Annotated in this window: 29 protein-coding genes and 2 tRNA genes; 9 read left to right on the top strand and 22 right to left on the bottom strand. The window is 44.6% G+C overall.

The genetic code is table 11. From position 1 onward, the window contains the following. The first annotated feature begins 168 nt into the window (after positions 1 to 168). Entirely contained in the window at positions 169 to 1,359 is a 1,191-nt protein-coding gene (locus Q8N16_01110; protein ID MDP3093345.1) for a DEAD/DEAH box helicase, read from the top strand. 6 nt (positions 1,360 to 1,365) lie between these two features. On the opposite strand, the gene obgE is transcribed toward Q8N16_01110, so the two are convergent. The 7 genes from obgE to Q8N16_01145 all read right to left on the bottom strand — a co-directional run bounded on the left by obgE (position 1,366) and on the right by Q8N16_01145 (position 5,577). Continuing rightward, entirely contained in the window at positions 1,366 to 2,328 is a 963-nt protein-coding gene (gene obgE, locus Q8N16_01115; GenBank protein MDP3093346.1) for a GTPase ObgE, read from the bottom strand. Positions 2,329 to 2,660: 332 nt separating this feature from the next. Further along, entirely contained in the window at positions 2,661 to 2,936 is a 276-nt protein-coding gene (locus Q8N16_01120; protein MDP3093347.1) for a hypothetical protein, read from the bottom strand. A gap of 77 nt (positions 2,937 to 3,013) precedes the next feature. Next, the gene (locus tag Q8N16_01125; protein MDP3093348.1) at positions 3,014 to 3,265 is read right to left on the bottom strand and encodes a GIY-YIG nuclease family protein; all 252 of its coding nucleotides are present in this window, start codon (positions 3,263 to 3,265) and stop codon (positions 3,014 to 3,016) included. A 120-nt stretch (positions 3,266 to 3,385) separates the two neighbouring features. Next, positions 3,386 to 3,456, bottom strand: a tRNA-Gln gene (locus tag Q8N16_01130). A gap of 23 nt (positions 3,457 to 3,479) precedes the next feature. Continuing rightward, the gene (locus Q8N16_01135) at positions 3,480 to 3,716 is read right to left on the bottom strand and encodes a GIY-YIG nuclease family protein (protein MDP3093349.1); all 237 of its coding nucleotides are present in this window, start codon (positions 3,714 to 3,716) and stop codon (positions 3,480 to 3,482) included. Between the two features lie 95 nt (positions 3,717 to 3,811). Further along, positions 3,812 to 4,984 (bottom strand): DNA polymerase III subunit gamma/tau, encoded by a 1,173-nt coding sequence (gene dnaX, locus Q8N16_01140; GenBank protein MDP3093350.1) that lies wholly within the window; start codon positions 4,982 to 4,984, stop codon positions 3,812 to 3,814. After that, positions 4,984 to 5,577: a GtrA family protein gene (locus tag Q8N16_01145; protein ID MDP3093351.1), complete on the bottom strand. Its 594-nt coding sequence runs from the start codon at positions 5,575 to 5,577 to the stop codon at positions 4,984 to 4,986. Before Q8N16_01145 ends, dnaX begins: the two co-directional genes overlap by 1 nt. A gap of 99 nt (positions 5,578 to 5,676) precedes the next feature. Here Q8N16_01145 and Q8N16_01150 point away from each other — a divergent pair, with 99 nt between their 5' ends. From Q8N16_01150 to Q8N16_01180, 7 genes are all read left to right on the top strand, one after another. Next, complete coding sequence (locus Q8N16_01150; protein ID MDP3093352.1) at positions 5,677 to 5,982, top strand: hypothetical protein; 306 nt, start codon at positions 5,677 to 5,679, stop codon at positions 5,980 to 5,982. A gap of 129 nt (positions 5,983 to 6,111) precedes the next feature. Further along, on the top strand, positions 6,112 to 6,492 hold the full coding sequence (locus Q8N16_01155; protein MDP3093353.1) for a hypothetical protein: 381 nt from the start codon (positions 6,112 to 6,114) through the stop codon (positions 6,490 to 6,492). Between the two features lie 144 nt (positions 6,493 to 6,636). Next, positions 6,637 to 6,843 carry a hypothetical protein gene (locus tag Q8N16_01160; protein MDP3093354.1) on the top strand — a complete coding sequence of 69 codons (207 nt, stop codon included), beginning with the start codon at positions 6,637 to 6,639 and terminating at the stop codon, positions 6,841 to 6,843. Between the two features lie 103 nt (positions 6,844 to 6,946). Then, entirely contained in the window at positions 6,947 to 8,365 is a 1,419-nt protein-coding gene (gene cysS / locus Q8N16_01165) for a cysteine--tRNA ligase (GenBank protein ID MDP3093355.1), read from the top strand. A 311-nt stretch (positions 8,366 to 8,676) separates the two neighbouring features. Continuing rightward, positions 8,677 to 10,038 (top strand): replicative DNA helicase, encoded by a 1,362-nt coding sequence (dnaB, locus tag Q8N16_01170; protein MDP3093356.1) that lies wholly within the window; start codon positions 8,677 to 8,679, stop codon positions 10,036 to 10,038. Positions 10,039 to 10,040: 2 nt separating this feature from the next. After that, positions 10,041 to 10,664: a recombination mediator RecR gene (recR, locus tag Q8N16_01175; GenBank protein ID MDP3093357.1), complete on the top strand. Its 624-nt coding sequence runs from the start codon at positions 10,041 to 10,043 to the stop codon at positions 10,662 to 10,664. A 146-nt stretch (positions 10,665 to 10,810) separates the two neighbouring features. Further along, positions 10,811 to 11,377, top strand: coding sequence for a hypothetical protein (locus tag Q8N16_01180; protein ID MDP3093358.1), 567 nt, complete (start codon positions 10,811 to 10,813; stop codon positions 11,375 to 11,377). A gap of 253 nt (positions 11,378 to 11,630) precedes the next feature. On the opposite strand, the gene Q8N16_01185 is transcribed toward Q8N16_01180, so the two are convergent. The 13 genes from Q8N16_01185 to Q8N16_01245 all read right to left on the bottom strand — a co-directional run bounded on the left by Q8N16_01185 (position 11,631) and on the right by Q8N16_01245 (position 23,382). Continuing rightward, positions 11,631 to 12,017: a methyltransferase domain-containing protein gene (locus tag Q8N16_01185; protein ID MDP3093359.1), complete on the bottom strand. Its 387-nt coding sequence runs from the start codon at positions 12,015 to 12,017 to the stop codon at positions 11,631 to 11,633. Between the two features lie 3 nt (positions 12,018 to 12,020). Further along, on the bottom strand, positions 12,021 to 12,335 hold the full coding sequence (gene rplU / locus Q8N16_01190) for a 50S ribosomal protein L21 (GenBank protein ID MDP3093360.1): 315 nt from the start codon (positions 12,333 to 12,335) through the stop codon (positions 12,021 to 12,023). Between the two features lie 93 nt (positions 12,336 to 12,428). Beyond that, on the bottom strand, positions 12,429 to 13,442 hold the full coding sequence (locus tag Q8N16_01195) for a DNA recombination protein RmuC (protein MDP3093361.1): 1,014 nt from the start codon (positions 13,440 to 13,442) through the stop codon (positions 12,429 to 12,431). Between the two features lie 47 nt (positions 13,443 to 13,489). Further along, positions 13,490 to 14,437: a sodium:calcium antiporter gene (locus Q8N16_01200; protein ID MDP3093362.1), complete on the bottom strand. Its 948-nt coding sequence runs from the start codon at positions 14,435 to 14,437 to the stop codon at positions 13,490 to 13,492. 9 nt (positions 14,438 to 14,446) lie between these two features. Then, positions 14,447 to 15,559 carry an aromatic amino acid transport family protein gene (locus tag Q8N16_01205; GenBank protein MDP3093363.1) on the bottom strand — a complete coding sequence of 371 codons (1,113 nt, stop codon included), beginning with the start codon at positions 15,557 to 15,559 and terminating at the stop codon, positions 14,447 to 14,449. A 284-nt stretch (positions 15,560 to 15,843) separates the two neighbouring features. Continuing rightward, positions 15,844 to 16,689: a bifunctional DNA-formamidopyrimidine glycosylase/DNA-(apurinic or apyrimidinic site) lyase gene (gene mutM, locus Q8N16_01210; protein ID MDP3093364.1), complete on the bottom strand. Its 846-nt coding sequence runs from the start codon at positions 16,687 to 16,689 to the stop codon at positions 15,844 to 15,846. Positions 16,690 to 16,795: 106 nt separating this feature from the next. Beyond that, positions 16,796 to 17,452: an SdpI family protein gene (locus Q8N16_01215; protein ID MDP3093365.1), complete on the bottom strand. Its 657-nt coding sequence runs from the start codon at positions 17,450 to 17,452 to the stop codon at positions 16,796 to 16,798. A gap of 10 nt (positions 17,453 to 17,462) precedes the next feature. Continuing rightward, positions 17,463 to 19,013 carry an MFS transporter gene (locus tag Q8N16_01220; protein ID MDP3093366.1) on the bottom strand — a complete coding sequence of 517 codons (1,551 nt, stop codon included), beginning with the start codon at positions 19,011 to 19,013 and terminating at the stop codon, positions 17,463 to 17,465. Positions 19,014 to 19,188: 175 nt separating this feature from the next. Beyond that, positions 19,189 to 19,707 carry a hypothetical protein gene (locus Q8N16_01225; protein MDP3093367.1) on the bottom strand — a complete coding sequence of 173 codons (519 nt, stop codon included), beginning with the start codon at positions 19,705 to 19,707 and terminating at the stop codon, positions 19,189 to 19,191. 1 nt (position 19,708) lies between these two features. Next, positions 19,709 to 20,926, bottom strand: a complete 1,218-nt coding sequence (locus Q8N16_01230; GenBank protein ID MDP3093368.1) for an ArgE/DapE family deacylase — start codon at positions 20,924 to 20,926, stop codon at positions 19,709 to 19,711. A 126-nt stretch (positions 20,927 to 21,052) separates the two neighbouring features. Further along, a complete protein-coding gene (locus Q8N16_01235) occupies positions 21,053 to 21,898 on the bottom strand; it encodes a radical SAM protein (protein MDP3093369.1) in 846 nt (281 codons plus the stop codon). A 49-nt stretch (positions 21,899 to 21,947) separates the two neighbouring features. Next, entirely contained in the window at positions 21,948 to 22,691 is a 744-nt protein-coding gene (locus Q8N16_01240; GenBank protein MDP3093370.1) for a ZIP family metal transporter, read from the bottom strand. Positions 22,692 to 22,698: 7 nt separating this feature from the next. Further along, positions 22,699 to 23,382 carry a hypothetical protein gene (locus Q8N16_01245; GenBank protein ID MDP3093371.1) on the bottom strand — a complete coding sequence of 228 codons (684 nt, stop codon included), beginning with the start codon at positions 23,380 to 23,382 and terminating at the stop codon, positions 22,699 to 22,701. On the opposite strand from Q8N16_01245, the gene Q8N16_01250 reads away from it, so the two are divergent. Beyond that, positions 23,381 to 23,863 carry a hypothetical protein gene (locus Q8N16_01250; protein ID MDP3093372.1) on the top strand — a complete coding sequence of 161 codons (483 nt, stop codon included), beginning with the start codon at positions 23,381 to 23,383 and terminating at the stop codon, positions 23,861 to 23,863. The two genes, Q8N16_01245 and Q8N16_01250, sit on opposite strands and share 2 nt — an antisense overlap. Positions 23,864 to 24,657: 794 nt before the next feature. Here Q8N16_01250 and Q8N16_01255 read toward each other — a convergent pair. Further along, a tRNA-Glu gene (locus Q8N16_01255) sits at positions 24,658 to 24,730 on the bottom strand. A 114-nt stretch (positions 24,731 to 24,844) separates the two neighbouring features. After that, a complete protein-coding gene (locus Q8N16_01260; GenBank protein MDP3093373.1) occupies positions 24,845 to 26,527 on the bottom strand; it encodes a penicillin-binding protein 2 in 1,683 nt (560 codons plus the stop codon). Positions 26,528 to 26,538 lie beyond the last annotated feature (11 nt).

Below are 26,538 nucleotides of genomic sequence, written 5' to 3' on the forward strand. Positions count from 1 at the left end.
TTCCTTCCTGTTCTATCGAAACGAAAAACACTCTCTATGTATATTAGGATTTTAGCACAAAATGAGGCAAATGAGACACGGAAAGCGGTATTTCGGCGTGTGCGGGGCTCGGATTCGAACCGGTCATGGTTTAGCGCTGAAGATTTCTCCGCCGTTCTTTTTTGTGATATGGTACTCTATATGGATCAATCTTTGGGTTTTTACAGCCTTGGCATCGCCCCAAACATATTACAGATACTTGATAGACTTAATTTCAAAGTTCCCACTCCTATTCAGGAAAAATCGATTCCTCCGGCGATAGAGGGAAAAGATATGATCGGCATCGCCCAGACCGGCACCGGAAAGACGCTGGCTTTCGGCGTGCCCATGATTCAGGCCGCGCTCCGAGGAAAACAGGGGCTCGTCGTCTTGCCGACAAGAGAGCTCGCCCTCCAAATAAATGAAGTCTTCCATAAGATCGGATCTCCCCTCGGCGTGCGGACGGCGGTTTTGATCGGCGGCGAACCCATTGGCCGCCAGATTCAAGCGCTCCGTAGGAATCCTCAGATTGTGATTGGCACCCCGGGAAGGGTCATCGATCATCTTGGGCAAAAGACGGTTTCGTTCAAATCCATTGCCGTTCTGGTTCTCGACGAGGCAGATCGGATGCTTGATATGGGTTTTGCGCCACAGTTGAAGCGGATACTCCAGGTACTGCCTCGCGATCGGCAAACCATGCTTTTCTCGGCGACAATGCCTCAAGACATCGTTATTATGGCGCGCTCGTATATGAAATTTCCTGTTCGTATTGAGATCGCTCCACCGGGTACTCCGCCCGAGAAGATTACGCAAGAACTTTTCTTCGTGCAGAAACAGGACAAGCCGCGGCTTCTAGAAAAAATTTTAACGGAATATCGCGGATCCGTGCTTATATTTTCCCGCACGAAATTCGGCGCGAGAAAAATTACCAGAAACATCCGCGCTTTGGGCCAGACCGCGGCAGAAATTCACTCAAATAGGTCGCTTAACCAGCGCCGGGAGGCACTCGAAGGATTTCGGAACGGAACTTATCGAATTCTCGTGGCCACCGACATTGCCGCTCGCGGCATAGACGTGAGGGGCATCGAGCTGGTGCTAAACTACGATCTTCCCCATAGCCCGGAGGACTACGTTCATCGCATCGGACGGACGGGACGGGTAGGTGATGCTGGCCATGCTATCTCTTTTGCCATGCCAGAGGAGAAAAGCGATGTCTGGGGGATCGAGCGGCTGATCCGAGAAACTTTACCGCTCTCGAAACTTCCCCAGCTTCCACTCGTCCGCCCGGCCATATTTGTGCCAAGATATTCAAGGCCGGGACGGTTCAGACGACAGAGATAGTTCTTGTCATTTTTTAGCCTTGATGTCGTTCAGGATCTTTTCTACATTTTTTATGCTTTCCGTATCGTTCACAGAAATCGCTATCACATAGGGATCTATTTTTTTGAGCGCCGATAATTTTTTATTGAGATCTTTCGGCATTACCAGATCGCTCTTTGTTAGAAAAAGACGTTCTGGTTTTTTAAGGAGCGCCATGTTCCACGCGCCTAGTTCTTGGCGGATGATCTGGTAGTCTTTCAGGGGAGCTGCAGATTCCGTTGAAATAAAGTGGAAAAGAATATGCGTCCGCTCAATGTGGCGGAGGAATTTGATACCCAGCCCTCGACCGCTTGATGATCCCTCGATGAGCCCGGGAATATCCGCGAGGATAAGTTCGTAGTATGCGCCTAAGTTGGGTTCAAGCGTGGTAAATGGATAATTGGCTACTTTGCTTTTGGCATTCGTAAGCTCATTGAGCCAGCTTGATTTGCCGACATTTGGAAGTCCCACGAAACCGATATCGGCAATAAACTTGAGCTCGAGCCGGAAGGCAAAATGCTCTCCGGGCAGACCCGGTTGCGCTTGTTTCGGCGTGGTGTTGCGTGAAGAACGAAACTGGAAATTGCCTTTTCCGCCGAGGCCGCCTTTGGCGAGGAGGATCCGCTCGCCGGTCTTTTCAAAGTTAATTTCGCTGCCGTTTGTAAGGTTGTGGGCGACGGTTCCGATTGGAAGTTTCAGGACGAGATCACTTGCGTTGTAACCGTCGCGGAACTGACCGCGGCCGTCCCGGCCGTCCTCCGCCGAAAACACCTTTTTAAAGCGGAACTGCCGGAGCGCCGTGAGATCGGAGACGCCTTCGCCATAGACGCTGCCGCCCTTGCCGCCCGACCCTCCGACCGGCCCGAGGCTTTTCATGTTTTTATTAAACGCCACCGCGCCCTTTCCGCCATGGCCAGCCTTTATTTCTATTTCAACGTCGTCAATAAGCATTGCTTTTGTGTCACCTTGAATTCTTGAATTTTAACACAAAACAGATTCCCACGGGCAAGCCCGTGGGAATCTATGAATAAAGTTCTGAATGGGATCCAATGGTGATAAATATGGAGATTTTCTCTTTGGCTTGGAAAATCGCTCTGTAATTCCCTGTTATGTTGATGCTTCGGCATCCGGGGAACGCCCGCCCTACAAAATGATTGTTAAGGGATGGATCGAAGGGGTTATTTAGAAATATATCGAGGCGTTTTTGGAATTGCGTCTTGATATTATTCGGCAGTTTACTAAACTTCTTTTTGAAATTTTTATGGAAAACAGCCTCCATGATTCTAACGCTTCAAATATGTCAGGGCTTTCTTCGCGTCTTTAAAAGCGGGAGAAAGATTTTTATTCCTTTTGATGTCTTGAGTCGCTTGTTCTATTTCTTGCTTGGTGTTTTGATTAAACGCAAGATCGTGACCCAAGATAATATTGAGCTTATTCTCCGCGTACGCTTTCGCGGCAAGCTTAAGAATCATTGAAAAAGGCACGCCATCGGCTTGCGCTTTTTTCATGGCGCGCTCTTTGATTTGCGAATCAATGCTGAAAATCATTTTGCTTGTCATATATCGATTATATATCTACCATATATACATGTCAACCCATTCGATAAACTCAGGGTTGACCCTGAAGAAAAATAGTGTCAACTCTGATTTTTTATCAAATTAAGTTTCTTCTCACGGCGCCACCCCTTTATTTCTGATTCATAGCGCCTAGCGTCTTTAAGGGTGTTGAACTCCTTTGAAAACTTCAAAACCACAGGTCTTCTTAATTTTGTATAATGCGCGCCCCATTTTGAATTATTATGTTGTCTTATCCGTTTTGTTAAATCATTCGTACATCCAACATATAATGACTGGTCTGCGCACTCAACTATGTAAACGTAATATGACATGGCACTTCGTCGCCAAGGCTCCTCAGTGTCTTCAATTTTCTGTATATTAAATTGGTCGAAATCCTGAGTGCAGCGAAGGATGTAGACTCTGAAATTTGAGCAGAAGCGAAAATTGAAGAGCTGCCGGGGAACGAATCGAACGTTCATTAGAGCTTTCAAAGAGCTCCGTCCTACCATTAGACGACCCGGCAATATCTATTGCGCACTTAAAGCATCAAAATATCTTCTTTAAAAATTTACGGCCGCTGGCAGATTTCAAGTATTTTTCTCTTTTTCTGGCACCAATGAAGTTATTAAACTTTTCCGTATAAATAATTGTCCACGGCATGTATCTTTTTGTGTAAGCATGTTTTCCAGAATTATGTTCCTCTAGTCTTCTCTTAATATCATTAGTTACTCCAATATAGCTTTTATTAGCAATATCGCTTTTGAGCAGATAAACGATAAACATATTTTTTGGTCCTACCATTAGACCCGCCTCGCATCGACGAGCGAATGCGAGTCGAGGCGGGCGACCCGGCAATGTCAAAACCCAAATACCAAAAACTATTCAACTCCGCAATACTCGACAATTGCCAGCTCCAGGGGCAATTGCAAGATTGGCGAAGATTTCATTCGGTTCTGGGCGTCTAAAAACAGATTTATGAGCTTTCTTAAATCCTCCTCTTTAAACTTTTGCGCTTGGTTTTTGAGGTTTTTGAATTCCTCATCGGTCAAGCCGTCGGTCAAAGGATTGTGTAGGCTTTCTCCTCCGATTTTGAACATCAGGCTGGCGTGGAGGTACTTCACCGTTTCTGAAACAAATTCCTGCAGGTCTATCCCCTCTTCAAAAACCTGACCTAAAAAGCTTAAGGCGTTTTTGGCGTCTTTGTCCAAGATGAAACCAACAAATCTTGAAACCTTTTGGATGCCCACCATTCCCAGCATTTCCCTCAGATCCTCTGTTTTGATGACGGTTTCCCTGCCTTGTTTTGAGCAAAAAGTGGCGGCCTGGTCAAGAATGCTTTCTGCGTCCCTGAAAGAGCCTCCGGAGTTTAAAGCGATGAGCTCCAAAGCTGATTTTTCTATCTTTAGATCCTCTTTTTTTGAAATGATTTCCAGGCGTTTTATAATCTCGGGCATTTTCAGCCTTTTGAAGTCAAACCTCTGGCATCTGGAAATGATGGTCGGGATCATTTTATGGATTTCGGTGGTGGCTAAAATAAAAATAGCGTGGCTAGGAGGTTCTTCTAAAGTTTTTAAAAGGGCGTTTGAGGCTTCTTTTGTCAGCTGGTGACTTTCGTCAATGATAAAAACCTTGTATTTTGACTTTGTTGGGGAGTACTTAATCCCCTCTTTTAATTCCCTGATTTCGTCAATACCCCTATGAGAAGCAGCGTCAATCTCAATCAAGTCAATGGCTCTGCCGTCATTAACCTCAAGACAGCTTGAGCATTTGTTGCAAGGCTCGAAACTAGTATCTAGTATCTGGTATTTAGTATCTGGTATTCTTTTTGATTCTGCTTCTGCGGTTTTTTTGTTTCTAGTTTCGCAATTAAGGGCTTTCGCGAACAATCTGGCTATTGTGGTTTTCCCCGATCCTTTTGGACCAGAAAACAAATATCCTTGGGAAAGAATTTTTGAGCTCAAGGCGTTAGTCAGGGTTTTGACGATGTGCTCCTGGCCGATAACTTCGCCAAAAGTCTTTGGCCGGTATTTTCTGTAAAAAACCTGGTTCATTATTTAAACACGATGAATTTGTAACCTAAGAAATTCCAGATGAGACCGGCAGCGCTGCCCATTAAAGCACCGACATTAGCCCAGGTCTTAACTGTCAGGCCCGCTTGCGGCCCGATCAGATTGACTATAAAGGAGGCGGCGCCGACGTTAATAAAGAAACCGATGACGCTGATAACCAGGAACTGGTGGAATTTGCCCTTGCCGGATCCAAAAGTCCAGAGTTTGTTCCAAAAGTAGGAATTGGTGGTGGCAATCAGAAAGGAAACGCCTTTGAAAACAGAATACCAAAGTCCAGAGCTTATTCCAGCAGCAAGGATTAAAAGATTTAAAATTCCTAAGTCAACCAAAGTATTCATGCCTCCGACCAGGAAGAACTTGGCAAACTGGTAAAGAGTCAACAGTTTTTCTTTAAAGAGCAGGGCAACGATCATTCCCCCGCCGCACAGGATCGGGAAAGTAATCGGCAGCAGCCACCAAAACTTGAAGTCCTGGACGAGGTTTTTGGAAATGGCCAGTGCCAGCCAGGCCGAGATTTCACCGATGGCAAGGGAGGCAATAAGATCTTTTTTCTTTGAAGAAATGTTTAAAGTCATATTATTCTAGGATATCACGCCTCTTGCGAAAAATAAAGGCATTTGCTATTCTGCGCATGCGTTTAAATATCCGGTTTTCTATTCACGAAGGAGGTCCTAATGCCACAAGCTCTTTTTTACGGTTCGCTTGACGAAGATAAGCGCAGTTACCTGCGGCAGAGGGTCGAGGTTTCACGTGTCAATGTTGATTTTGTCCAGTTCGTGATCGCTTCTGGCAGTCTAGATGTCGGTTTGAGTTATTTGGGTCGAGCCGCTGGCGATCGTCATCTGACGAAGACTTATTTGACGATTGTGATATGGTACAGTTCCGAGGCAATTGGACTTTCGATATCAGAAGAGTTCCATTCCCAGGGCGCGGATCACGTTGCCTGGGATCCGTCAGACGCAGTCCGGTTCCTCAGGTGAACACGAATCAATTTTCGACAAAACTCCGGCCACTATGGCGGAGTTTTAGTTTCTAAATAGATAAAGTATTAGTTGGACATCGCATGTCCGACTTTTTTATTCGCTTGACAAAATGCTCACAGAAAAGGTATGACCGAAGTGGCACACAAAAGGAGGTGCGAGATGGACAATAAGGTTTTGAAATTCTATCTCTGGAAACCCTTTCCAGACATAGAGGGTGCGTTCATAGCTGAGCAAGTGTCTTGCAAAGGCGGCATCATGTGGGACAGCCAGCATGGAGCAAACATCATATTCGCCTACGTGGCAAGGGGGCCGGCAGTGATCGAGGAAGTGAGGCGAAGTAACGGTCGAGCTGTCCTCGTCGCTCTGATTAAGCGAGGAGGTAGCGGCGACTTAAAACAAAGGTGCCTTGCTGCCGGTGCGAGCGTGGGTTTCTATATGCCTACACACGCGCGGGGGTTTAAACAAATGTTCACGCGTCTCGATGCGCTCTATGCGCAAAAACCATAAGAATGTTTATTGGATCAAAGCCCTCTCGCCAACGCGTGAAGAGGGTTTTGCATTTTATGAACGCACAATATTGAACCAATACAGGAACTTGACAAAATACTTTTTTGGGGGTATGACCAAATTAGCACACAAAGGAGGTGCCCCATGGGTGACGTGACTAGTGATATGGACAATCATGTGATTGGCAAGACGGAAACCAAACTTATAGTTGGTTTGCATCGCGCTATTTATCATTGCAAGGCAGGCGATGCCGTGGCCGCTTACATCGGTGACAAACTGGAATGGTTTGACACCATAAAAGCCCTTGAGAAATATCTGCAGGAAACCGAGGGAGACCTCGTGGCAGCATAGATCTCATCATTAGTAGAGTGCCGACCCCAAAGGAGTCGGCGCTTCTATTTTTTTTCACGACTATCTTTGATTAAAACGGGTTAATATAGTAAAATTAGGTAAAATGATCAAACTTTACAACACTCTCACCAGAAAGCTCGAGGATTTCAAGCCTATAAAAAATGGCTTTGTCGGCATTTATTCTTGCGGGCCCACGGTTTACTGGAATCAGCACATCGGCCATATGTACGCTTACGTCCAGTGGGATGCCTTGATTAGATTTTTAGGCTATTCCGGGTTCAAAACTAAATGGGTGATGAATATCACTGATGTCGGCCACATGACTTCTGATGAAGATACCGGCCAAGACAAAATGGAAAAAGGCGCCAAAAGAGAGAATCTTTCCGTCTGGGAGATCGCTGACAAATACATTAAGCAATTCACAGAAAGTTTGGACTTGCTGAATATTAAAAGGCCCGATATTCTTTGCCGGGCAACCGGCCATATCAAAGAGCAGATTGATTTAATCAAGAAAATTGAGAAAAATGGGTTTGCGTATAAAACCAAAACCGGTTTGGTTTTTGACACTTCAAGGTTTCCAGGATATGCCAAGTTTGCTCGGCTCAACCTCAAAGACCAATTTGCCGGCGCCAGGACCGAAATTGACAAAGAAAAGAAAAAACCCTGGGATTTCCTTTTGTGGGTGACCAACCAACCGAACCACATTATGCAATGGGATAGCCCTTGGAACCGCGGTTTTCCCGGCTGGCATATTGAATGCACGGCCATGTCAACCAAGCACCTGGGCAAAGTTTTTGACATTCATACCGGCGGCAAAGAGCACATCCCGATCCACCATACCAACGAGATCGCCCAGGCTTTCGGCGCCTTCGGCAAGCGGACGGCTAATTTCTGGCTCCATAACGAGTGGCTGACGTTGGAAGGAGAGAAAATGTCAAAGAGCTTGGGAAATAATGTTTTAGTCACAGACCTAATTGCCAAAGGCTTTAATCCTTTAGCTCTGAGATATCTCATCATGACTTCCCATTACCGCCAGGGGTTAAACTTTACCTGGCGGAGTTTAAAGGGGGCAGAAAAAGCACTGATCGGTTTATATATGACGGCAGCTCGTTTATGGGAAGAATCTTCTGGTTCCAAATCGCCAAAAGATAATCCATTATTAAGAAAAAAATATACAGAGGAATTTGTTGCCTATTTATCTGATGATCTGAATGTGGCAAAATGTCTTGGATTGATCTGGAAAGTTTTAAAGGACAAAAATCTTTCGTTTAAAGATAGATATGAATTGTCAATAAATTTTGATAAAGTATTTGGTCTCAGAATTGCGGAGAATAGCAGACCGTCTCCTTCGATGCCGCCTATTGTGATACCGTCAGAAGTGGAAAAATTAGTTGAACAAAGAGAAAATTTGAGGAAAGAAAAACAATGGCAGGAAGCAGACCAAATCAGAAAAGAGGTGGAAAGACTCGGTTGGCAGATTGAAGATGCGACCGAGGGACCAAAGATCAAACCAAAATCGTAGATTGCTTCCAATCAAAACAGGACAGATTATTTCTGTCCTGCTTTGTCTGACGACGATAGGTTATTCCTTATTTCTCCTCTCTTGGTGCTGTTTTATTTTCCGCCTCGTTCGCGTCCGGTTTTTTGAGTAACCGCCACCGGAGTAAAACGATAAAGGCGAAGATGATGAGAGCCAACGGCAACAACAAGATGTCACAGAGCTCTTGGAACATAACAGGCCTCCTTTTTTCTGACTAGGGATTGTATGTGTGGATTATAAGGGGATTTCTTTTAGTTGTCAAAGGCTTCTAGTTTTGTTAGTTTTAAAGTATCATGCCGGACCAGCTTTCAGACAAACTTCCTCCGCAGAATCTTGAGGCCGAACAATCAGTTTTGGGCAGTCTTTTGATCGACAACAACGCCATCGTCAAGGTGATTGATTTTTTGCAACCAAAGGATTTTTACAAGCCAGACCACCAGGAGATTTACCGGGTGATGGCCGAGCTTTTCGAGAAGAGCGAGCCGATTGATCTGCTTTCGGTTTCCATCAGGCTTAAGGAAACTGACAAGCTTGAAGAAGTCGGAGGCAATGCCTACTTGACCCAGCTGGTGAATACCGTGCCGACGGCGGCCCATACTCTAAATTATGCCAAAATAGTCCAGCGCAAAAGGATTTTAAGGGACCTGATCGACGCCAGCCACGAGATCGGCCAGATGGGTTACAACGAATCCGAGGACGTCGAGATTCTGCTCGATCAGGCCGAGAAAAGAATTTTCAGCATCACTCAGAAATCCCTGACCCAAAAATTCCTGCCTATCAAGGCCAGTCTTGAGGAAGCTTTTGACCGGATCGACCGGCTTTCCAAACACGAAGGCGGCCCCAGAGGGGTGCCGACCGGCTTTGTTGACTTAGACAACATGCTTTCCGGGCTCCAGAAGTCTGACCTGATAATCTTAGCTTCCCGGCCTTCAATGGGAAAATCCTCTCTGGCCATGGATTTTGTCAAGCACGTGGCCGTAAATGAAAAACTGCCCGTCGGCGTTTTCAGCCTGGAAATGTCAATGGACCAGGTAGTTGACAGACTTATCGCCTCCCAGTCAGGAGTTGATCTCTGGAAAATCAGGACAGGGACGCTTTCTTCAAAAGGAGAGGACAACGACTTTAGCAAAATCCAGGCAGCTTTAGGAGTTTTGGCTGAAGCCCCTATTTTTATTGACGACGCTGCCACTTCCAATGTTCTTCAAATGAGGGCCATGGCCAGAAGATTGCAGGCAGAGCACGGGCTCGGCCTGTTAGTCATTGACTATCTTCAGCTGGTTGAGCCGAGAACCGGAACAGAGAGCATGGTTCAGCAGATCACCGAAATCTCCAGATCTTTAAAGGGTTTGGGCCGGGAATTGAATGTGCCGGTAGTGGCTATTTCCCAGCTTTCAAGGGCAGTTGAGCAAAGGTCTCCCCAAATACCAAGGCTGGCCGATCTAAGAGAGTCAGGCTCGCTGGAACAGGATGCGGACGTGGTCTTATTTATATACAGAGAGGATCGCTACCGCCAAGACAGCGATAAAAAGAACATCGCTGATATTATTATTGCTAAGCACCGAAACGGCCCGGTCGGCAAGATAGAGCTCTATTTTGACGAAAGGATAGTCAGCTTCAGGAGCTTGGCAAAGGAAGAAAGAGAGTTTTTGACTTAGAAATGTTTTCTCCAAAGATTCAAAAGCTGATCGGAATCTTTTCCCATTTTCCGGGCGTGGGGCCGAAAACCGCCTCGCGTTTTGTTTTCTATCTTTTAAGAAAGCCGGAATCCCAGATAGAGGAGATTTTGGGATCGATTGCCGACTTGAAGAAAATTGTCAGAATCTGCCAATTCTGCCTGAACCCTTTTGAACCGAAAGCCAAAGAGCTTCTCTGTCCGATTTGCCTTGATCCCGGCCGTGACAAAAGCCTGCTCTGCCTGGTCGAAAAAGAAGCAGATCTTGATTTGCTGGAGAAAACCAGGAAATACCGAGGCCTCTATTTCATACTCGGGGGCCTGCTTTCTCCTCTGAAAAAGAGAGAAACGGAAAAACTGATAATCGACAGCCTTTTGGAAAGGCTGAAAAACCCGGCCAGTTTTGGCTTGTCCAAGGCCGATTTCAAGGAAATTATTATTGCCATCAGCTACACGACCGAAGGCATTGCCACTTCCCTGTATCTGGAAAGGGTTTTAAAGCCCCTGAATAAAAAAATCACCCGCTTGGGCCAGGGCTTGCCGATTGGAGCTGAAATCGAATACGCCGACGAAGAAACTTTATCTTCTGCTCTGGAAGGTAGAAAATAGCAAAGATAAAAAAACATTCGGACAAACTAATCGATTAGATTAATCGGTTAGTCTAATCGATATAAATAGGCATAAAAATTTTGTTCTCCTGTGCAAGCATATGCTTGCACAGGAAATGAACAAGTTTATAATGAATAAATGAATATATGAAAGAAAGATACGGAGAACTTGCTAAGGATATTTTGACGGGACTGGTTATTGCCGGTGCTGTGGCGGTGGCGGCTACCTCGCCATATTTTTTATTGAATCTTGCTAAGCAAGTTTTACGGAACCAAAAATATTTTGAAAAAGAATGGGAGAAAATAAAATTTAAGAGAGCGCTTGAAAAATTAAAGAAAAACCGTTTAGTAATTCTTCGGGAAAAAGAAGGCAAATTTACCGTCGAGCTTACCGAAAAGGGAAAGAGAAAAACAAAAGAAATCCAACTCGATGGTCTGAAGGTTGAAAAACCGCAAACCTGGGATGGAAAATGGCGGATTGTGATTTTTGATATTCCCAATAGATTCGGTCGCGCAAGAGACGCCTTAAGGGAAAGACTGAAAGACTTGGGTTTTTATCAGTTCCAAAAAAGCGCTTGGATTATTCCATACCCCTGCGAAAAAGAAGTAGAATTTTTAGCCGAATTTTTTGATATATATTCTTATCTCAATATCGTAGAAACAGAGAGAATTTCTAATGATCTTAGGTTAAAAAGGCATTTCAGATTATTGTAAAAAGTCGTGGAAATCCTCCGTATTATTATGTTAGATATTCTTCTGTGCACGCATATGCTTGTACAAGGGATATAAAAATACAATGGAAAATAAGATTTTAAAGATGCAAGCGAAGGTCTTAAAGACGCAAGAGCGAGACGGTTATTAAACCTAAACGGATTGGCCGAAGAGTTTTTGATAGAATTGGGCGTAAATTAGAGGAACGAACCTGGGCAGGTTTTGATGTTCTTTTCTGAAAGTTAAAAACAGCCATTTATGTGTAGGAATGGCAAGAAAAGCGGCGAAAATATCCCAAAGGGGCGGGACAACAATAATAACGTTCTCCCCCCACTCTTTTGAGTTCTTGGTAAAATCTTTTCGGGTCGTCGACATGTTCAATCGTGTGTGAACAAAGAACGTATTTGAATTGTTTGTCGGTGAAAGGAAGGTTATAAACATCTTTAATCAAAACAAAATCGGGTAAATCTTTATGTTTTTTGATGTCGGCGTTGACTCCGCCACCGTCCGTTCTGCCGCAGCAAATATTCAAACCCCACTTTCTTTTCTTGAGAGTTTTGTTTTTGAGGATTGTATAACTGAAATAATGAGCCAGGAAAAGATAGGTAAGAAAAATGCCGGTCGCAATAAAAACTGTCTGCATATTTTAGCTTTCAATGCTTTCAATCTCGACTTCGGTATAGGGCTGGCGGTGGCCCATTTTTTTATGGTACCTGGTTTTGGGCTTGAACTTTAAAATAATCACTTTCTTGCCTTTTCCCTGCGTCAAAACTTTGGCTTTAACTTTGGCATTTTCCACCAAAGGCGTGCCGATTTTCGTTTTTTCGTTTTCAACCACCAGAAGAACTTCGTTGAAAACGATTTCCTGGCCGACTTCTTTTTCGATTTTCTCGATCTTTAGTTTCTGTCCGGGCCTGACTATGTATTGCTTGCCGCCGGTTCTTATCACGGCAAAATCTATCTTGTTTTTGCCGCCGGCCTGCCCCGTAGGTCCCGCCGAGACGGGATCCTTCGGGGTTTTTATCACAGCTAATGTTGAGTTGCTCATAAAAGATTATTCTTTTTGATTATTACTTTCTAATTTTTTAGTTTCGTCAATTTCAATTAGTTTTTCAACCTTTTCTTCAAACAGAGTCAGCCTTTTTTCCGAGCTGTCATAGGCTGAGGAAGCGTTTCTCAAGTGGCTGCCAAGTTTGCGAAAATCTTCCATTAGTTTTTCCCCGTCCTGGTAGATTTTCCCTAATCTTTTTAAGATTTGCTGGGTTTGTTTTGAAATCTGGGTATCTTTGAACCAATGTTCAATTGTTCTTAAAGTTAAATAAATTGTGTTTGGCGAAGCAATAATAATTTTTCTTGACCAGGCAAAGCCGGTAATATCAATTTCCTTGGCAACGTTATTGATCATTTCATAATAAATGGCTTCAGCCGGGATAAACATTAGGGCAAAATCAGTGGTGCCCTCCCCTGGTATAATATACTTTTGGGAAATAGACAAGACCTGAGCTTTAATATCTTCCAGGAACGCTTTTTTGAAGAATTCCTTTTCAATGTCGGTGGCGGCAGCTACCATTTTCTGGAAGTTTTCTGTAGAAAACTTGGAATCAATCGGCACGACTTTGCCATTCGGCAGTTTTAAGATAAAATCCACTGCTTCTCCGGAATTAAACAGATATTGGCTTTGATAAAGCTCTCTGGGAAAATGCTGGGCTAAAATATGTTCCAACTGGGCTTCTCCCCAAGTACCTCTTAATTTTGGAGATTTGAAAATATCCTGGAAACTTGAAACGTCAGAAACTTTGTTTTGAATCTGCTTTATATTTTCACTTATTTCTGTCGCTTCTTTGGTAAAAGAGCGTATTTGGTCGTGCATTTCTTTGGAAGTGTTGTCAACGCTCCCCCTGATCTCTTTTAACTGCTGGCTCATTAGATCGGTGAGCCTTCTTTCAAGGTTTAAAATCGATTCGCTTTGATTTTTGTCGGTTTGAGAATTTTTAATAAGGAAGAAAACCACTACTGCAGCGGCAATGATTACGGCTACGATTGCAAGGGCAAAATAAAAAACCGGCATTAGCCTATTCTAGCAAAGCTCATTCCGCATTTCAAGCTCGGAGGAGATTATCCGCGCCTTAAGAAAATTTCAGAGAGCAAAAAGGCAATATAAATTCCGAGGAGGAAAAAGGCCTCTTTTCTGGTTATCTTCTTTCCTGACCTCAAAAATACCAGAAAGAAAACCGCTGAAATCACCAGGAATATCCTGGCCATCAGATACGGAGAAAAATCAGTTATTATGATCGGAGAAATGAGAACGACTATTCCCAAAACCAGGGTGGCGCAATTAATAACACTTCCCATCAAATCTCCCAAAATCAGCCATGACTGTCCTTTTTTAGCAGAAATGATGCTGAAATAGATCTCTGGCATGCAGTTGCCCAAGCCGACAATCAAAATGCCGATTAAGCCTATCGACATTCCCAAAAACTCGGCAAAAAATAAGGCAGAGGTAACCATTCCCTGAGAGCCGATTACCAGCAAAACCAGGCTGGCTATCAGGAGAAAGACGCTTTTTCCGAAACCCTGTTTTTTTTCTTTGCCTCCATAGACCTTGTGGAATCTGTCCTCGGTGGCAAAAAGCCAGGCGGCGTAAAGGAAAAAAGCCAATATCAAAACCAGGCCGTCAATCCTTCCCAGTTGGCCGTCTAAAGATAAAAGCAGCGGCAAGACGGCGATCAACAGAGTAAACAAAGAGCTGGTCTGGACCATTCTGCTTTCAGCAATAATGCCGCCAGAGACCAAGACAGCCAGGGAGGTGACCAGGGTAAGGTCAACAACGTTTCCGCCGACAACGTCTCCAAAAGAAAGCTCGGGAATGCCCCTTAGAGCGGCATTGACGCCGACAAAGAGATTGGGCAAAGAGGTGGCTATGGCCATGATCAGGAAACCAACGACAAACTCCCGCCATTTCAATCGTTTGGCCAGGCTGATGAGGTTATCGACCACAATGTTTCCGGAAAAAGCCAGCAACAAAGAGGAAGCAACAAAGATTAAAATATGAAAAAATAACATTGTTTTGAGCTACTTAACAAAATATATTATTTGGTAAATAATGCCGCCGAGAAAAATCAAAATTAAAGGATAAACCCAGGATCTTTTGGGATGGACTTTTTTGTACATTAAAAGAATCAGGATGCCCTCAATGCCCATCATCACGCCCCCCACCAAACCAATGATTTCAAGGAAATTCCGCATCCCGAGGGAAAAAAGGACTAAGGGAACGCCGGTTACCAGTAGGAAAGCCAAGTTTTTGGGAATTTTGAAGTCATAGCGAAAGACTTTTTCCAAAGTTATTCCGATAGCGGCAAAAGAAGTAAAAATCGTGATAATTCCCAAAAGAAATCCCAGTCCCGCAATCCCCTGTCCCAGAAACGGTTTTAGCCCAGAAAAAGCGTCTGGGGTGGCGGCCTTGCCGCTAATTCCCAAAATCAGAGCCATAAAAAGGAAATAAAAAATTGCCGAGATTATCATTGACGCCCAAACCGCTTTTTTCAGAAGCTTTCCTTTTTTGTCGCCGAGCATCTCTTCTATTTCCGGGATCATAGTCGCGCCCCAGAGAGTAAAAAGCAGGGGTCCGTAAGGCAGGAAAAATTTGCCAAAACTGGCCGGCGTCAAGAAATTCCCAACGCGCCAAAGCTGGTGTCCGCCGGCCCAAATAATCAAAAGCGCAATGCCAAAAGCCGCCAAATCCACAAAGTCAATTTTAGCCAAAGGCCTGATGCCAAAATAGATAAAACAAGCGACAAAGGTATAATAGGCCAGGGTGTAAAACAATTGGTTTCCTCCGAATACGGGCTGGAGCAGATTGGTTAAAAACTCGCCTCCCATAATCAGGTAAATCAAAAGCGTGCCGAAAGAACCAACAGCCATGGAAGCCAAAGCCATTTTCTTTCCCCATTTGCCCAAGTGGAATTGGGCAAAACCGGGCAAGCGCATGAAATCAGGCGTCTTTAAAGCCACCTCGGCAAACATTAAATGTATCAGCAAAACGAGAGCGCCCAGAATTAAAAAATAACCGGAAGTTATCCAGATTCCGGCTTGGCTGGCGACATAAGGCAGGGTGAAAAACCCGGTGCCGATAATGACGCTGGTTAGAGTGGCAATCGCCACCAATAATTTTCTGGCGTCAGACATACCCCGTAGGAAATTAAATATTTTCCGTCATTTTTCTTAATCGACTGTTTATATGAAGTAAGGGATGTTTCATTTGATAAGAATTAAATTGAAAAGAAAATATTTGTTAATTATGTTTTTGAATTGATCTTTTAAGGTTTCTCTGAAAGATTAAAGTCATATGTCTTTAAATCTCTGGCTTGAAAAACAACGAAAACATAATCATTTCCTACGGGGCATATATTTATGATAACAGATTTTAGAAAGACAGCAAAAATAACGCAGGTTGAGTCTCGCACAATTTTTTATACTTGGCACTTTGGACAGAAAAAGGTTCCCCTGCCTCCCAGATTCACTCTTTTTATAGTTGTGCCGCATTTTGGGCATTTTTGCCCATTTTGGCGATAAACCAGGAAGTGCTCCTGGTATCGTCCCTTGCTGCCGTCGGGTTTGACATTGAAAACATCGCTTGCTCCTCCGTATTTAATCCCCTGCTTTAGAACCAGCAGGATTGCTTGCCGCAGTTTTTGAATCTCGTCAACGGTTAGGCCTTTGACCGGCCTGGCCGGATTAATTTTAGCTTTAAACAAGGCTTCGTTGGCGTAAATGTTGCCAATGCCGGCGATTTTCTCCTGATCCAGCAAAACCGTTTTAATCGGTTTTGAGCTTTTTTGGAAAATACTTTGGAGATACTCTGTTGAAAAATCTTTGGCAAAAGGCTCTGGGCCGTATCTTTTCAGTTCCGAATTAAGCTGATCCTCATTTGAAATCCTAATCCAGCCGAATTTCCTCATTTCATTGAAAAAGAGCTTGCCGCCGCTTAAAGAAATAATGACTCTGGTGGTCTTTGCCGGAAGCTCTTTTCCGGCAAAAGGGATCTCGTTTCTGAAAACCGCTTTCTCCCCTGCTTTTTTCGCCCAAATTAGCTGTCCGGAGAGTTTCAAATGCACCAGTAAGGATTTTTTGTTCGACAGCCTTATGATCAAGACTTTAGCTCGCCTGTCAACGGCTAAAATCTTTTGGCCAATGACCTGTTTTGGATTGTCGGGAAACTGTTTTTCTGACAAAACCTCAACACCGATGATTGTCTTCCCAACAATCGCCTTCTGTAAGTAACGTTTAATTGTCTCAACCTCTGGTAACTCTGGCATAAATTTTTCTGATTGTTCTTGCCCCGTACCATCCGAGTGAAACGAGGATTGGTTCGGGGTCTACTTCTGGCAGTTCAGGCATAATGATTGACGATATCACGAGTCGTTATGTTTGCGGAGTTTTATTTTCTTGGCGGTAGACAAAATAGGAATAAGCGAAAACGGCAAGCGAGTTTAAAATTACAGGGCCAATCACAAGCCAAAAACCGATTGGCGGAGGCAGAAAGATCCCGGCAAGGGCAATTAAGCCGCAGATTTTAAAGAGTTTTCCGCCTAGCTTGTGGGTTTTGTCCCAGACGGAATCCGAGCTCAATGTCCAGGGTGTTCTGATACCGATAAACCAGTTTCTTTTGGCATTCTCAACCATGATTCCCAGGTAAAAGAAAAATATTCCCATAGCCGCCGTCATAAGACCGGCCATATTGAACCTGAATCCGATGTTCCAGAGGACTGTCAATAAAAAGAGGGAAAACAGGAAGATGATTAAGAGGACGATGAAGCCGTCGTAGTATTTCCGGAAGTGCTGATAGTTTTCTTTTAAGGGGTCGATTTTGGGGAGAAAAACAAAGAGTCCGAAAAGAATCAGGGAAAGAACCGGCATTAAAAAAAGGCCCCAGAACTTTGGCAGGTAGCCATCAACTTCGCCTTTGATGTTCCAGTGCGAGGCGACTTTTTCGGGATAACATGGGATTTGATAGAGGGAGATAGCGATTATGAACGAAAAGCTGATAATTGCCAGAATTATGATATAACTTTTGCGCATTTTGGTTTATTTATATTTTTAAAAACTTTTCCAGAGCCAGGCGGCAGAGATTTTCGTGGCCGGGAAAGATTTTCTTTTCGGTAAAGTCTTCCAGCTTTAGGAATTCCATTTTCTCTCCTTCAGAACATTTGATTTTCTGGAAATTATCGTATTCTGCCCAGAAGATGTGGCGGGTGACCTTGCCTCCGGCTGGCAAAGAGTAACTCTCTTCAGTCAGAAAACTCAGGGATTTGGCTTGGTAGCCCGTTTCTTGTTTTAGTTCTCTGGAGGCAGCCTCGGGGGCGATCTCTCCAATGCGGATTTTGCCTCCGGGAAGGCACCAGTGATCGGGGAAAACAATATTGCTTTTATTGTCTCTTTTTTGCATAAGGATAGCGCCGTCTTTCCTGATTAGGACCACTCCGGCCGACCTAATTCCCTCTTCTTTGGCAAAACCGAGCTGGCCGATCAGCAAAAGGCTGAAAGCCGCCAGGGCAAAAGCTAACGGCCAATTTAGGCCAAAAAAACTGAGGCTCAAAATCAGTATTAAGGCCGCCAGCAAGGATCCGGAATGGATTGCCAGTTCCCGGCTGAGAAAGAATTCTAATTTCTTGGTTTGAACAGCGGTCTGATAGCTCAATTGGTCTAAAGGAACCCAGATGAAGATTGAAACGAGCTGGTAAACAAGGTCTACTAGGAATAAGGAAAGCCGGCCAGTCAGGAAAATTCGGCCAATCAAATTAAAGAAGTTCAGGGGAATGGTTAGGCGGAGGATTCTACTGCCAAAGCGGTCGGCCAGGCGGCCGACGATAATCAAAAGGATAAAAGAGGCGAAAAGCCCGGCCGAGGTGATTGAGCCCAAGAACTTATATGACCCTATCAACAGAAAGACATAAAAAGGCCAAGTAAGGCCGTAGAATCTGTCAATCAGCCCGGTGCCAAAAAACCCCAGGAACAATCTTGGCATTTGCCTGATCGGCAGATTTTCTTTGAGGGTTTTTAAGGAAATATCCGGAAATTTGAATTCGTATTTGTCAAAAAATAAGGGCAGGCCGGAAGCAATCAAAAAGACAAAGCCGAACAAATAGAGGCTGGTAAATCCTGAAGTTTGAATAATGACGCCACCAAGGACCGGTCCGGCAATGGTCGCCAGCTTTGAGACAAGATTGATTTTTGCCGAGTCTTTCCCAAAGGCAAGAGACTGGTCTGAGCCGACCACGCTCAGGTGGAACGGTAGCCAGTAAAGAGGGATGGCCAGGCCCCAGAGAACGGCAGCCGGAACCAAAAACAGAATATTTTTGCCGCTCAAGATCAAAAACAGAAAAAACAATGACCTGGAAATGGTTCCAGTAAAAGAGATTTTGTCTGATCCAAAGCGAGCCACTAGCCGGGCGGCCGGCAAAGTGAAAACAATAATCGTCAGGTCAAAAAGCAGGTAAAAGGCAAAGACCCAGACAAAACTGTGAGTTATTTTGAAAATATAAAGGGGAATGAAAATCCCGGCCAGAGAAAAACCGAAATCCAACAGGAAAACGCTGGTCAAAAGTCCGTTTATGCCCGAGAAAAGAGATTTTCTTTTCATGAACATATTTTAACACAAAATCACTTCTGTTCTAAGTTCCGGGTGGGGTTGTGTAACTTTGCGAAAGGTGACTGTCACCATTGCGAAAGGTGACTGTCACCATGATCGCTAAGAACAAATTTGTTCGTAAATTTTGAGTTTGGCGTGATTTTGAAAATTTTGATTTCCTGGCAGTTTACGTCAGCCAGAAAACTAGTAAGGCGATAAGAGAAAGAACTATTTCCAAAAAAACATTAGCTTTTGCTTTTCTTATATAGTCGTCAAGCCAGGAAAAATCAAAGGGATGGTTTTCGTAGACTGTCTTGCCATCAGGAAATTTAGTCAAAGGATAAAGCCAGTTTATCTGCGGTTCTTCGGATATTTCCTGGAGTCTTAGTCTGCAGAGCCAGAAACCGGTTTCGTCCAAGACCAGATGCAGCAGAAGACAGAGGAGAATCAGGACTTTGGCGGCTGTAGAAAAGTAGCTGCCAAATGGCAGGACAAAGCTCAGCCAGATGCCAAAAACGCCCAAAGGCGTGTGGGTGGCGAGATCGTGGTGAGATTTCTTGAGAAAAGAAGCAAAGACAATATCAAAGTCTAAAATTATGCTGCCGGCTAGAATCACCAAAGTTTCCGGGAAAGAAACATTAAAGCCAGCGAGTTCGGCCGACTTTACCAAAATATATGAAACAGCTAGGTGTCCCGGCGGAAGCATGTTATTTCAAGAAATCAATCGTGGTTAAGGCGTAGATTTTTGTTACTTCAAAAAGACTTTTTATCTCCACATACTCGTTTTTGCCGTGCATGCCATTTCCTTTGCAGCCGAAGTTGATTGCCGGAATCCCGTTTTTAATAAACATCCAGACGTCGCTCCAGGGTCCGGAACCCTCGGCATAAAGCTTTTTGTTCAGGACTTTTTCAGCATTCTTTTTTAAGGCTTGGACGATCGGCTCTTTCTCTTTGACAAAGACAGAGGGAACATAGACTATCGGCGTCAGCCTGTATTTGATTCCGGTTTTCCCGAGAATTATTTTCATCTTGCTTTCAATGGCTTTTTGGGTTATCCCCGGCAGAGTTCTAACATCTCCCAAGGCAGAGCAGTAATCAGGAACTATATTTATGGCTTTGCCGCCGCTGATTGTCGTCGGGAAAGTAAAGACGTTTTTTCTGCCCGGGAAAACAGGAAAGTTTTTGTCGGGAAGTTTCAGATCTTGCAAAGCGGCAATTGCCTTGGCCATTTCCAGGATCGCGTTTTTTCCTTCTTTTTTCTGTTCCCATTCGCGCGAGCCAGAATGGACAGCTTTGCCAAAAACCTCGAGTCTGAAACGGTAGCCGCCTCTGTTGCCGATAGTGATTTTATGACTGCCAGGTTCGCCAATAATTGCGGCGTCTCCAAGATAGCCTTTTTTAAGGAGGTAGCTGGTACCAAAGCCGGAGGCGGCCATCGGCTCTTCATCAACTACGAATTGAAGAAGGATATTTCCCTTAAGCTTATCCGCAAATTTTAAAATTGCTTTTGCCATGAAGACATAACAAGCAAGAGCAGATTTCATATCCAGAGCGCCTACGCCCCAAAGCTTTCCTTTTCTGATCAGGCCGGCAAAGGGATCGAAATCGTAGTTCCGGCTTGGGGAAATGGTATCCATGTGGCCATTAAAGATGATGGTTTTGCTTCCGCTGCCGAGCTGGCAGACAACATTCGGACGCTTGGGAGAAAGCCCCACCAATTTCGGCTTTAGGCCGACTGACTCGAGCTTTTTAAAGATAAGATCTGCCACTGCCAACTCAACTGGCTCATAAGGACTTGATTTGAGAGGGTCTTCGATATATGGATTGACAGAGTTTGTCTGGACCAGCTTCTGAAGAAAAGCAATCTGCTCGCTCTTTGTTCTGTCAATCTCTCTAATGATTTTTGACTTGATGTCTTTTGTCATCTTTTAAATTAGGATTTGAATTTGGCCGCGTGCCAGGGAGTAGAAATTCGACTTAATTTTCTATTCCGTCCCGCTAGAAACGGGATGGGACGAGCGACGAGAGTCGCTCGTCGTGTCGAATTTTCACTACCTGGCGTGGCCCCTGCCGAAATGAATAGTGGTCGGAATCAGGTATTTTTTAGACAAGAGTTCAATTTGTTGCTTAGCCGTGTCGTAGAACTTATAAAATTCTCCCGGCTGAAAGAAGATCTTTTTGAACTCGGGCAAGAGTTTGGGATAATTTTGTTTCAGAACCATTTCCACGCCCGTAAAGTTTCCGCCAATGGTGTTTAAGCTTTCGGTATGGACCTTGGCGATGCCCGCTTTCTTAAACTCCGGCAAGAGTTTTTCTGGATCGGTAAAATAGGGCCAAAAAGGCCCCATCATTGCTTCAACCTTAATGCCGTAGCTTACTAGTTTTTTGGCGGCTCCAAGCCGCGCCTTAACGCTGACAGAACCTGGTTCGCTCAATTTTCTCCAATTCTCGTCAAGGGTGGCGATGGTGAAACAAACTTCGGGGCTTTTTAGTTTTTTAAGCAAGTCGAGATCGCGTAGGACCAAGGCGGATTTGGTCATAATGACAACGGGGTTATCGTAGTTAATGAGAACCTCAAGAATTTGCCTCGTTAATTTGTATTTGGTTTCCAAAGGCTGGTAAGGGTCGGTGACCGTGCCGATGTAAATCTGCTGGCCGCGGAATTTCGGCGATTTCATTTGTTTTTCCAAAACCTCGGCAGCGTTCATCCTCACGTCAACAAAGCTTCCCCACGGTTCTTGGTGGCCGGTGAATCTTTTTATAAAACGACCATAGCAATAACGGCAAGCGTGAGCGCAGCCGACGTAGGGATTGATAGCAAAGCCCCCGCCGGGAAACCCGCATTTGCCAATAGCTGATTTGCATTGAATTTCTTTAATTTTCAGCTTTTGAGTCATATTTGCGAACAAAATTAATCGATAAACCTACGATCGTGAGTTTATCGGTTTATCCAAGAAAGGCGAGAAGAGCCATGATTCCGACACCGAGAATTATAAAAAATAATTGAGCTAAAGAGGATTTAAGTTGGACCTCGCGGTGAAGTTCCGGCAGCAAGTCTGATCCGGCGATGTAGAGGAAACCGCCGGCTGTCACCGGCAATAAAAATAAAGAAAAGTTATTGATCCTTGATCCGACAAAAAGAGTGATGACGGCTCCCAGAATAGCCGTCAGAGCGGTCAAGAAATTAAACAGAAGCGCTTTTCTTGGCGCAAAGCCGCCGTGGATAAGAACGCCGAAGTTGCCGATTTCCTGCGGGATTTCGTGGAAGATTACGGCCAGGCTGGTGGCTAGGCCGAGAGGCAGGCTGGTCATAAAACTGGCAGAAATAACCATGCCGTCGATCAGGTTATGGACAGCGTCGCCAATAAGAATCATGCCGGCAACAGCTTTTTTATGGTCAGGGCAGTCAATTTCGTGGCAATGCCGCCATCTTAAAAATCTTTCCAGAATAAAGAATAACAAGATTCCCAAGACAATTAAGAGAGACGGCAGCAGTCCGAACCCCAGCTCTTTGAAGGTTTCGGGCAAGAGATGGATGAGAGCGTCTCCGAAAAGGCCGCCAACTGCAAAGCTGACCATGAAAAGAGAAATTCTTTTTATTCTTTCTATGCCAAAGGAAAGGCTAAAAACCCCGACCAGGGAGATCAGGCTGACAACGGTAACGCTGATCAATGAATAGAGCCAAATCATTTTATATCTAATTCGTTTGAGAAATGATTCTTTTAATTTCGCTGTAAGGAAAGATTTTTCCCTGCTTCAAATATTCGGCAAAACTTAAGAGCAATTTTCCCATAATTTCAGTGCCTGCTTCATAATCTCCCGTTCCGGTGACAAGATGGGCTTTAAAAACGCGCGGGAAGTTTAAACTCATCCAATTCCAGTCCGTATGAGCCGTAATCAACCAACTTCCGTCATTCATTTCAAATATTCTTGCGTGAAGTCGTTTTATTCCGGGAGCAAGTTTGGTGAGAAGGAGCTTTTCGCTAAGCCGGAATATCTTAGACAGGAACTTGGCAATATAATACCAACCTGGGATAATGAAACCGGAGATGTTCATGACACAATTGAAGTCGGAAAGATGGGTTCCGGACATTATCGTATCAACATTAAAACCCATATCGTCAAAGATTTCCTTAAGTTGGCTGGTGGTCAACCGTCCCAGTTCTTTGTTTCTGTTTTTGAGGACGATGACGCGTTTGACAGGCTCTTTGCCAGAAAGCTCTTGGGCGACTGTCCTCGCTTCCGAGGGCAAGAGATCGTCTTTTTGAGAAATCTCTTCAGTATTCACGAGGGATATTTCCAAATCATAACCCCAGTAGCTTTTCTGGCTCGGACCGATAAGGTCGTCCCTTGATCTGATAATTGTATTGATTATTCCCATGTTGGCGGAGCTATACACTAATTATTTTAGCAAAAATAAACCCTTACGGCATTATGCTCAGCATTTTTTAGTGGCGATATTGGGTTTTTCGTTGCTTTGGGTTTTTTCCCGTTTCCAGGTTACTTTTAAAAACATTGTCATTTTCCTGGTTTTTACCTATCTGATAGATTTAGATAGTATTATTTCAACCGGTATAAATCATATATCGTTTCCTGAAACCAGAGAAATCATCATCGCTTTCAAGACGCGGCGTTTTAAAGAAATGGCTACCTTAGCCACGATTCATCATAAAAAGTTTAATCGTTTGCTCCTCCATAACTTTTCAGGGTTTTTTGTTTTTCTAGTTTTTTTTGCCGTTTCCATTTGCCGAAAGTATGATGGCGGCATCCTTGCTTTCGGAGCGATTCTTTTTCACTTTATTTTTGATATTGTCGACGATCTCTATCAGCTCGGCCACATAAAAAACTGGTTTTGGAGATGAGTTGGCTTTTGGAATATTTCTTGGTGGCCTTGACGGAATTAACCATGTTATATAGATGAAAGCGTCTCCGATCATTCTAGCAGTTTTCTTTAGCTAACGCATCTTTCACCCCGTACCAATTTTACTAGAGAATTATCCTGCGAAGTGCGCTTGCCGAATAGGCAACCCCCGTAATTGGGCGCAGCGCTTCGCTCCAGTTCGGGGTGCAGCTATTCGCTGCCCGCACTGCGCTAGAAGCGTATCGGTAAAATTGGTGCGGGGTTCACGCAAAAAAAGAGGGGCGGATTTGCTTTCCGCCCCACCCACACACAAAAAAAGTTGCTAACTGACGGATCCTCGCGGGACCTGTCGCCCGCAACTTGGACAGGTAATCACTGCCCCCTTTTGTCTTTTTCCCGCAGGCAGGGCAGACGGTATTAACCCGGTTAACCCGTTGCCGGCGAGGCTGAATTTTCAAGACAACCTGGATAGGCTCTGGCGGAGCGCTGTCGCATTCCGCACATCCTTTAGGAATGAGGTTGCAATCACTACAGGTATTTGTGGTAGCAGACATTTTTCCTCTCCATGATGTGATATATTTTCCCTACTGAAAGCGGGGTTGATAAAAATGTACTAAAAACCCCTTTGCGCCCCTAACCGGACTCGCCCGATCATCCGATCGGGCGTGGAGTCGAATGACTCCACGAACCTACTATAATGCCCCCACGGGGACTCGCCATATCATTCGATATGGCGCCCCGTCGAATGACGGGGCGAACTCGTGTTTCCAACTTGACCTACTCGCCGAAACTTTGCGCCGCTACGGGGACTCGAACCCCGGTTACTAGCTTGAGAAGCTAATGTCCTAAACCACTAGACGATAGCGGCTCTATACAAAGACTTCCAATGAAGTCTTTGTCGAGCTCGACAAGATTCCTGGAAGAAATCTTGTATAGAGCGCTACTCAGATTCTAAATTGAAAATTGAAAATTGTAAATTGGTTTAGGGCTGGTAATCAGGCGGGATCTGCCAGAGGTCGATAATATATTTGGCTAGGTTGTGGAACACGGGGATAGCAGAGTATTCGGCTGTTTTAGTTTCGGGATTGTCGAGCTTGACCAGGATCAGGAACTTTGGGCTGAAAGCTGGAGCAAAGCCGATAAAAGACTGGATGGTTTTGTCAGAGTAGCCTGATTTGTCTATCCCTAGAGAGGCCCAGGGAACCTGGGCGGTTCCGGTCTTGCCGGCGACAAAATACCCCGGCACTTTAGCTGCTTTGCCATAGCCGTTTTCGACAACGCTGGCCATCATCGAAACTACCTGGGCGCTGGTTTCTGAAGAAATGATGTTTCGCGAAAACTCGGGCAAGATTTCTTTAGCCAGGCCGTCTTTGTCAATAATCTTTTTAACGAGATGGGGTTTTGTTAATTTTCCGCCGTTGGCGATCGCCGAAAAAGCCCTGACCAGCTGGATCGGGGTCATCTCGATTCCCTGGCCAAAACTGGCGGTGGCAAAATTGATCTCATATCCCTTTTTGAACTCCTTGTTTTGGGAAAAAACCTCGCCTTGAACGTCGATGTTGGTCTTTTCAAAGAAGCCAAACTTCTTTAGATATTTTAAAAAAGGGCCTGATCCCAGCTGCTGATAGGCCCAGACCGCTCCGGTATTGATTGACTTTTCCAACACTTGAGTCATTGTCGTTTCTCCGTGAATGCGGTTGGCGTAATTGAAAATCGGGATTCTGCCGATTTTAACTACTCCTTCGTCAATGTAGGTTGTCTGGGGAGTAATTTTCTTTTCTTCAATAGCCGAGGCCATGGTGATGGGTTTGAAGACAGAACCGGGTTCAAAGATCTTCTGGACGGCGGAGTTTTGGAAAATGCCCCAATCTTTTTCCTGTTCGTAACTGTTCGGGTCAAAATTAGGATAATTTGCCAAGGCGACAATCTCGCCTGAGTCGGGCCTTAGAACAATGATCGTTCCCGAATCGATCTTCAAATCCTGCTTAGCCTTATTCAAAAGCCTTTCAGCTTCAAACTGGACCTGGTAATCCAGAGTCAAGACGAGATCGTTCCCTTTTCTGACTTCTTCGGGCAAAGAAAAAGAAAGCAGCAGGCCTTTTGATCCTTTTTCTCCTTCAAGGAGCCCCTGCTTTCCCTCGAGGGCTTCTTGATAATAGCTTTCCAGGCCGTATTGCCCCTGTTTATCAGAGTCGACAAAGCCGATAGTCTGGGAAGCAAGACTCCCTTGGGGAAAAGCCCTGACTCTTTCTTCGCCGACATAGACGCCGGCAAGACCCAGCCTCTCGAGCTTTTCTATTTCTGGCCCAGTTGCCTTATTCTTGACCAGCTCATAAAGGCTGTCATTAGCTAGTTTTTCCCGGACAAAAGATTCTTCCAGGTCGAGTATCCGGCTCAAGGCCGCGGCTGTCTTTTCTGGGTCTTTAATATCTCTCGGCGAAATATAGATGAAACTTCTGGCCTGGTTGGTAGCCAGTTTCTGGCCGCCGGCAAAAAAGATCTCTCCCCTTTCTCCCAAAACTTGGGAAAAGAACTTCTGCTGGCCTTGAGCCAAAGCTTGGTAGAATTTGCCTTTGAGAACCTGGATCGAAAACAAGCGACCGATAACGGTCGCTCCTAATAGAACCAGCACAATAAGAATTAAGTTTAGCCGGCGGTCATTCATTTTTTATTAAA

This window comes from bacterium (assembly GCA_030693425.1).
GTDB lineage: Bacteria > Patescibacteriota > Minisyncoccia > Minisyncoccales > GWA2-46-15 > GWA2-46-15.

Bases quoted from the DNA above. Each gene is read 5' to 3' on its own strand.
- recR (MDP3093357.1), top strand. From the start codon at position 10,041: ATGTTTTCTCCAAAGATTCAAAAGCTGATCGGAATCTTTTCCCATTTT.
- mutM (MDP3093364.1), bottom strand. From the start codon at position 16,689: ATGCCAGAGTTACCAGAGGTTGAGACAATTAAACGTTACTTACAGAAG.
- Q8N16_01240 (MDP3093370.1), bottom strand. From the start codon at position 22,691: ATGATTTGGCTCTATTCATTGATCAGCGTTACCGTTGTCAGCCTGATC.
- Q8N16_01230 (MDP3093368.1), bottom strand. From the start codon at position 20,926: ATGACAAAAGACATCAAGTCAAAAATCATTAGAGAGATTGACAGAACA.
- Q8N16_01235 (MDP3093369.1), bottom strand. From the start codon at position 21,898: ATGACTCAAAAGCTGAAAATTAAAGAAATTCAATGCAAATCAGCTATT.
- Q8N16_01150 (MDP3093352.1), top strand. From the start codon at position 5,677: ATGCCACAAGCTCTTTTTTACGGTTCGCTTGACGAAGATAAGCGCAGT.
- Q8N16_01185 (MDP3093359.1), bottom strand. From the start codon at position 12,017: ATGCAGACAGTTTTTATTGCGACCGGCATTTTTCTTACCTATCTTTTC.
- dnaX (MDP3093350.1), bottom strand. From the start codon at position 4,984: ATGAACCAGGTTTTTTACAGAAAATACCGGCCAAAGACTTTTGGCGAA.
- Q8N16_01220 (MDP3093366.1), bottom strand. From the start codon at position 19,013: ATGAAAAGAAAATCTCTTTTCTCGGGCATAAACGGACTTTTGACCAGC.
- Q8N16_01225 (MDP3093367.1), bottom strand. From the start codon at position 19,707: ATGCTTCCGCCGGGACACCTAGCTGTTTCATATATTTTGGTAAAGTCG.
- obgE (MDP3093346.1), bottom strand. From the start codon at position 2,328: ATGCTTATTGACGACGTTGAAATAGAAATAAAGGCTGGCCATGGCGGA.
- Q8N16_01160 (MDP3093354.1), top strand. From the start codon at position 6,637: ATGGGTGACGTGACTAGTGATATGGACAATCATGTGATTGGCAAGACG.
- Q8N16_01260 (MDP3093373.1), bottom strand. From the start codon at position 26,527: ATGAATGACCGCCGGCTAAACTTAATTCTTATTGTGCTGGTTCTATTA.
- Q8N16_01145 (MDP3093351.1), bottom strand. From the start codon at position 5,577: ATGACTTTAAACATTTCTTCAAAGAAAAAAGATCTTATTGCCTCCCTT.
- Q8N16_01250 (MDP3093372.1), top strand. From the start codon at position 23,381: ATGTTGGCGGAGCTATACACTAATTATTTTAGCAAAAATAAACCCTTA.
- Q8N16_01195 (MDP3093361.1), bottom strand. From the start codon at position 13,442: ATGCCGGTTTTTTATTTTGCCCTTGCAATCGTAGCCGTAATCATTGCC.
- Q8N16_01205 (MDP3093363.1), bottom strand. From the start codon at position 15,559: ATGTCTGACGCCAGAAAATTATTGGTGGCGATTGCCACTCTAACCAGC.
- Q8N16_01200 (MDP3093362.1), bottom strand. From the start codon at position 14,437: ATGTTATTTTTTCATATTTTAATCTTTGTTGCTTCCTCTTTGTTGCTG.
- Q8N16_01245 (MDP3093371.1), bottom strand. From the start codon at position 23,382: ATGGGAATAATCAATACAATTATCAGATCAAGGGACGACCTTATCGGT.
- Q8N16_01110 (MDP3093345.1), top strand. From the start codon at position 169: ATGGTACTCTATATGGATCAATCTTTGGGTTTTTACAGCCTTGGCATC.
- Q8N16_01120 (MDP3093347.1), bottom strand. From the start codon at position 2,936: ATGACAAGCAAAATGATTTTCAGCATTGATTCGCAAATCAAAGAGCGC.
- Q8N16_01135 (MDP3093349.1), bottom strand. From the start codon at position 3,716: ATGTTTATCGTTTATCTGCTCAAAAGCGATATTGCTAATAAAAGCTAT.
- dnaB (MDP3093356.1), top strand. From the start codon at position 8,677: ATGCCGGACCAGCTTTCAGACAAACTTCCTCCGCAGAATCTTGAGGCC.
- Q8N16_01125 (MDP3093348.1), bottom strand. From the start codon at position 3,265: ATGTCATATTACGTTTACATAGTTGAGTGCGCAGACCAGTCATTATAT.
- Q8N16_01215 (MDP3093365.1), bottom strand. From the start codon at position 17,452: ATGCGCAAAAGTTATATCATAATTCTGGCAATTATCAGCTTTTCGTTC.
- Q8N16_01180 (MDP3093358.1), top strand. From the start codon at position 10,811: ATGAAAGAAAGATACGGAGAACTTGCTAAGGATATTTTGACGGGACTG.
- Q8N16_01155 (MDP3093353.1), top strand. From the start codon at position 6,112: ATGACCGAAGTGGCACACAAAAGGAGGTGCGAGATGGACAATAAGGTT.
- cysS (MDP3093355.1), top strand. From the start codon at position 6,947: ATGATCAAACTTTACAACACTCTCACCAGAAAGCTCGAGGATTTCAAG.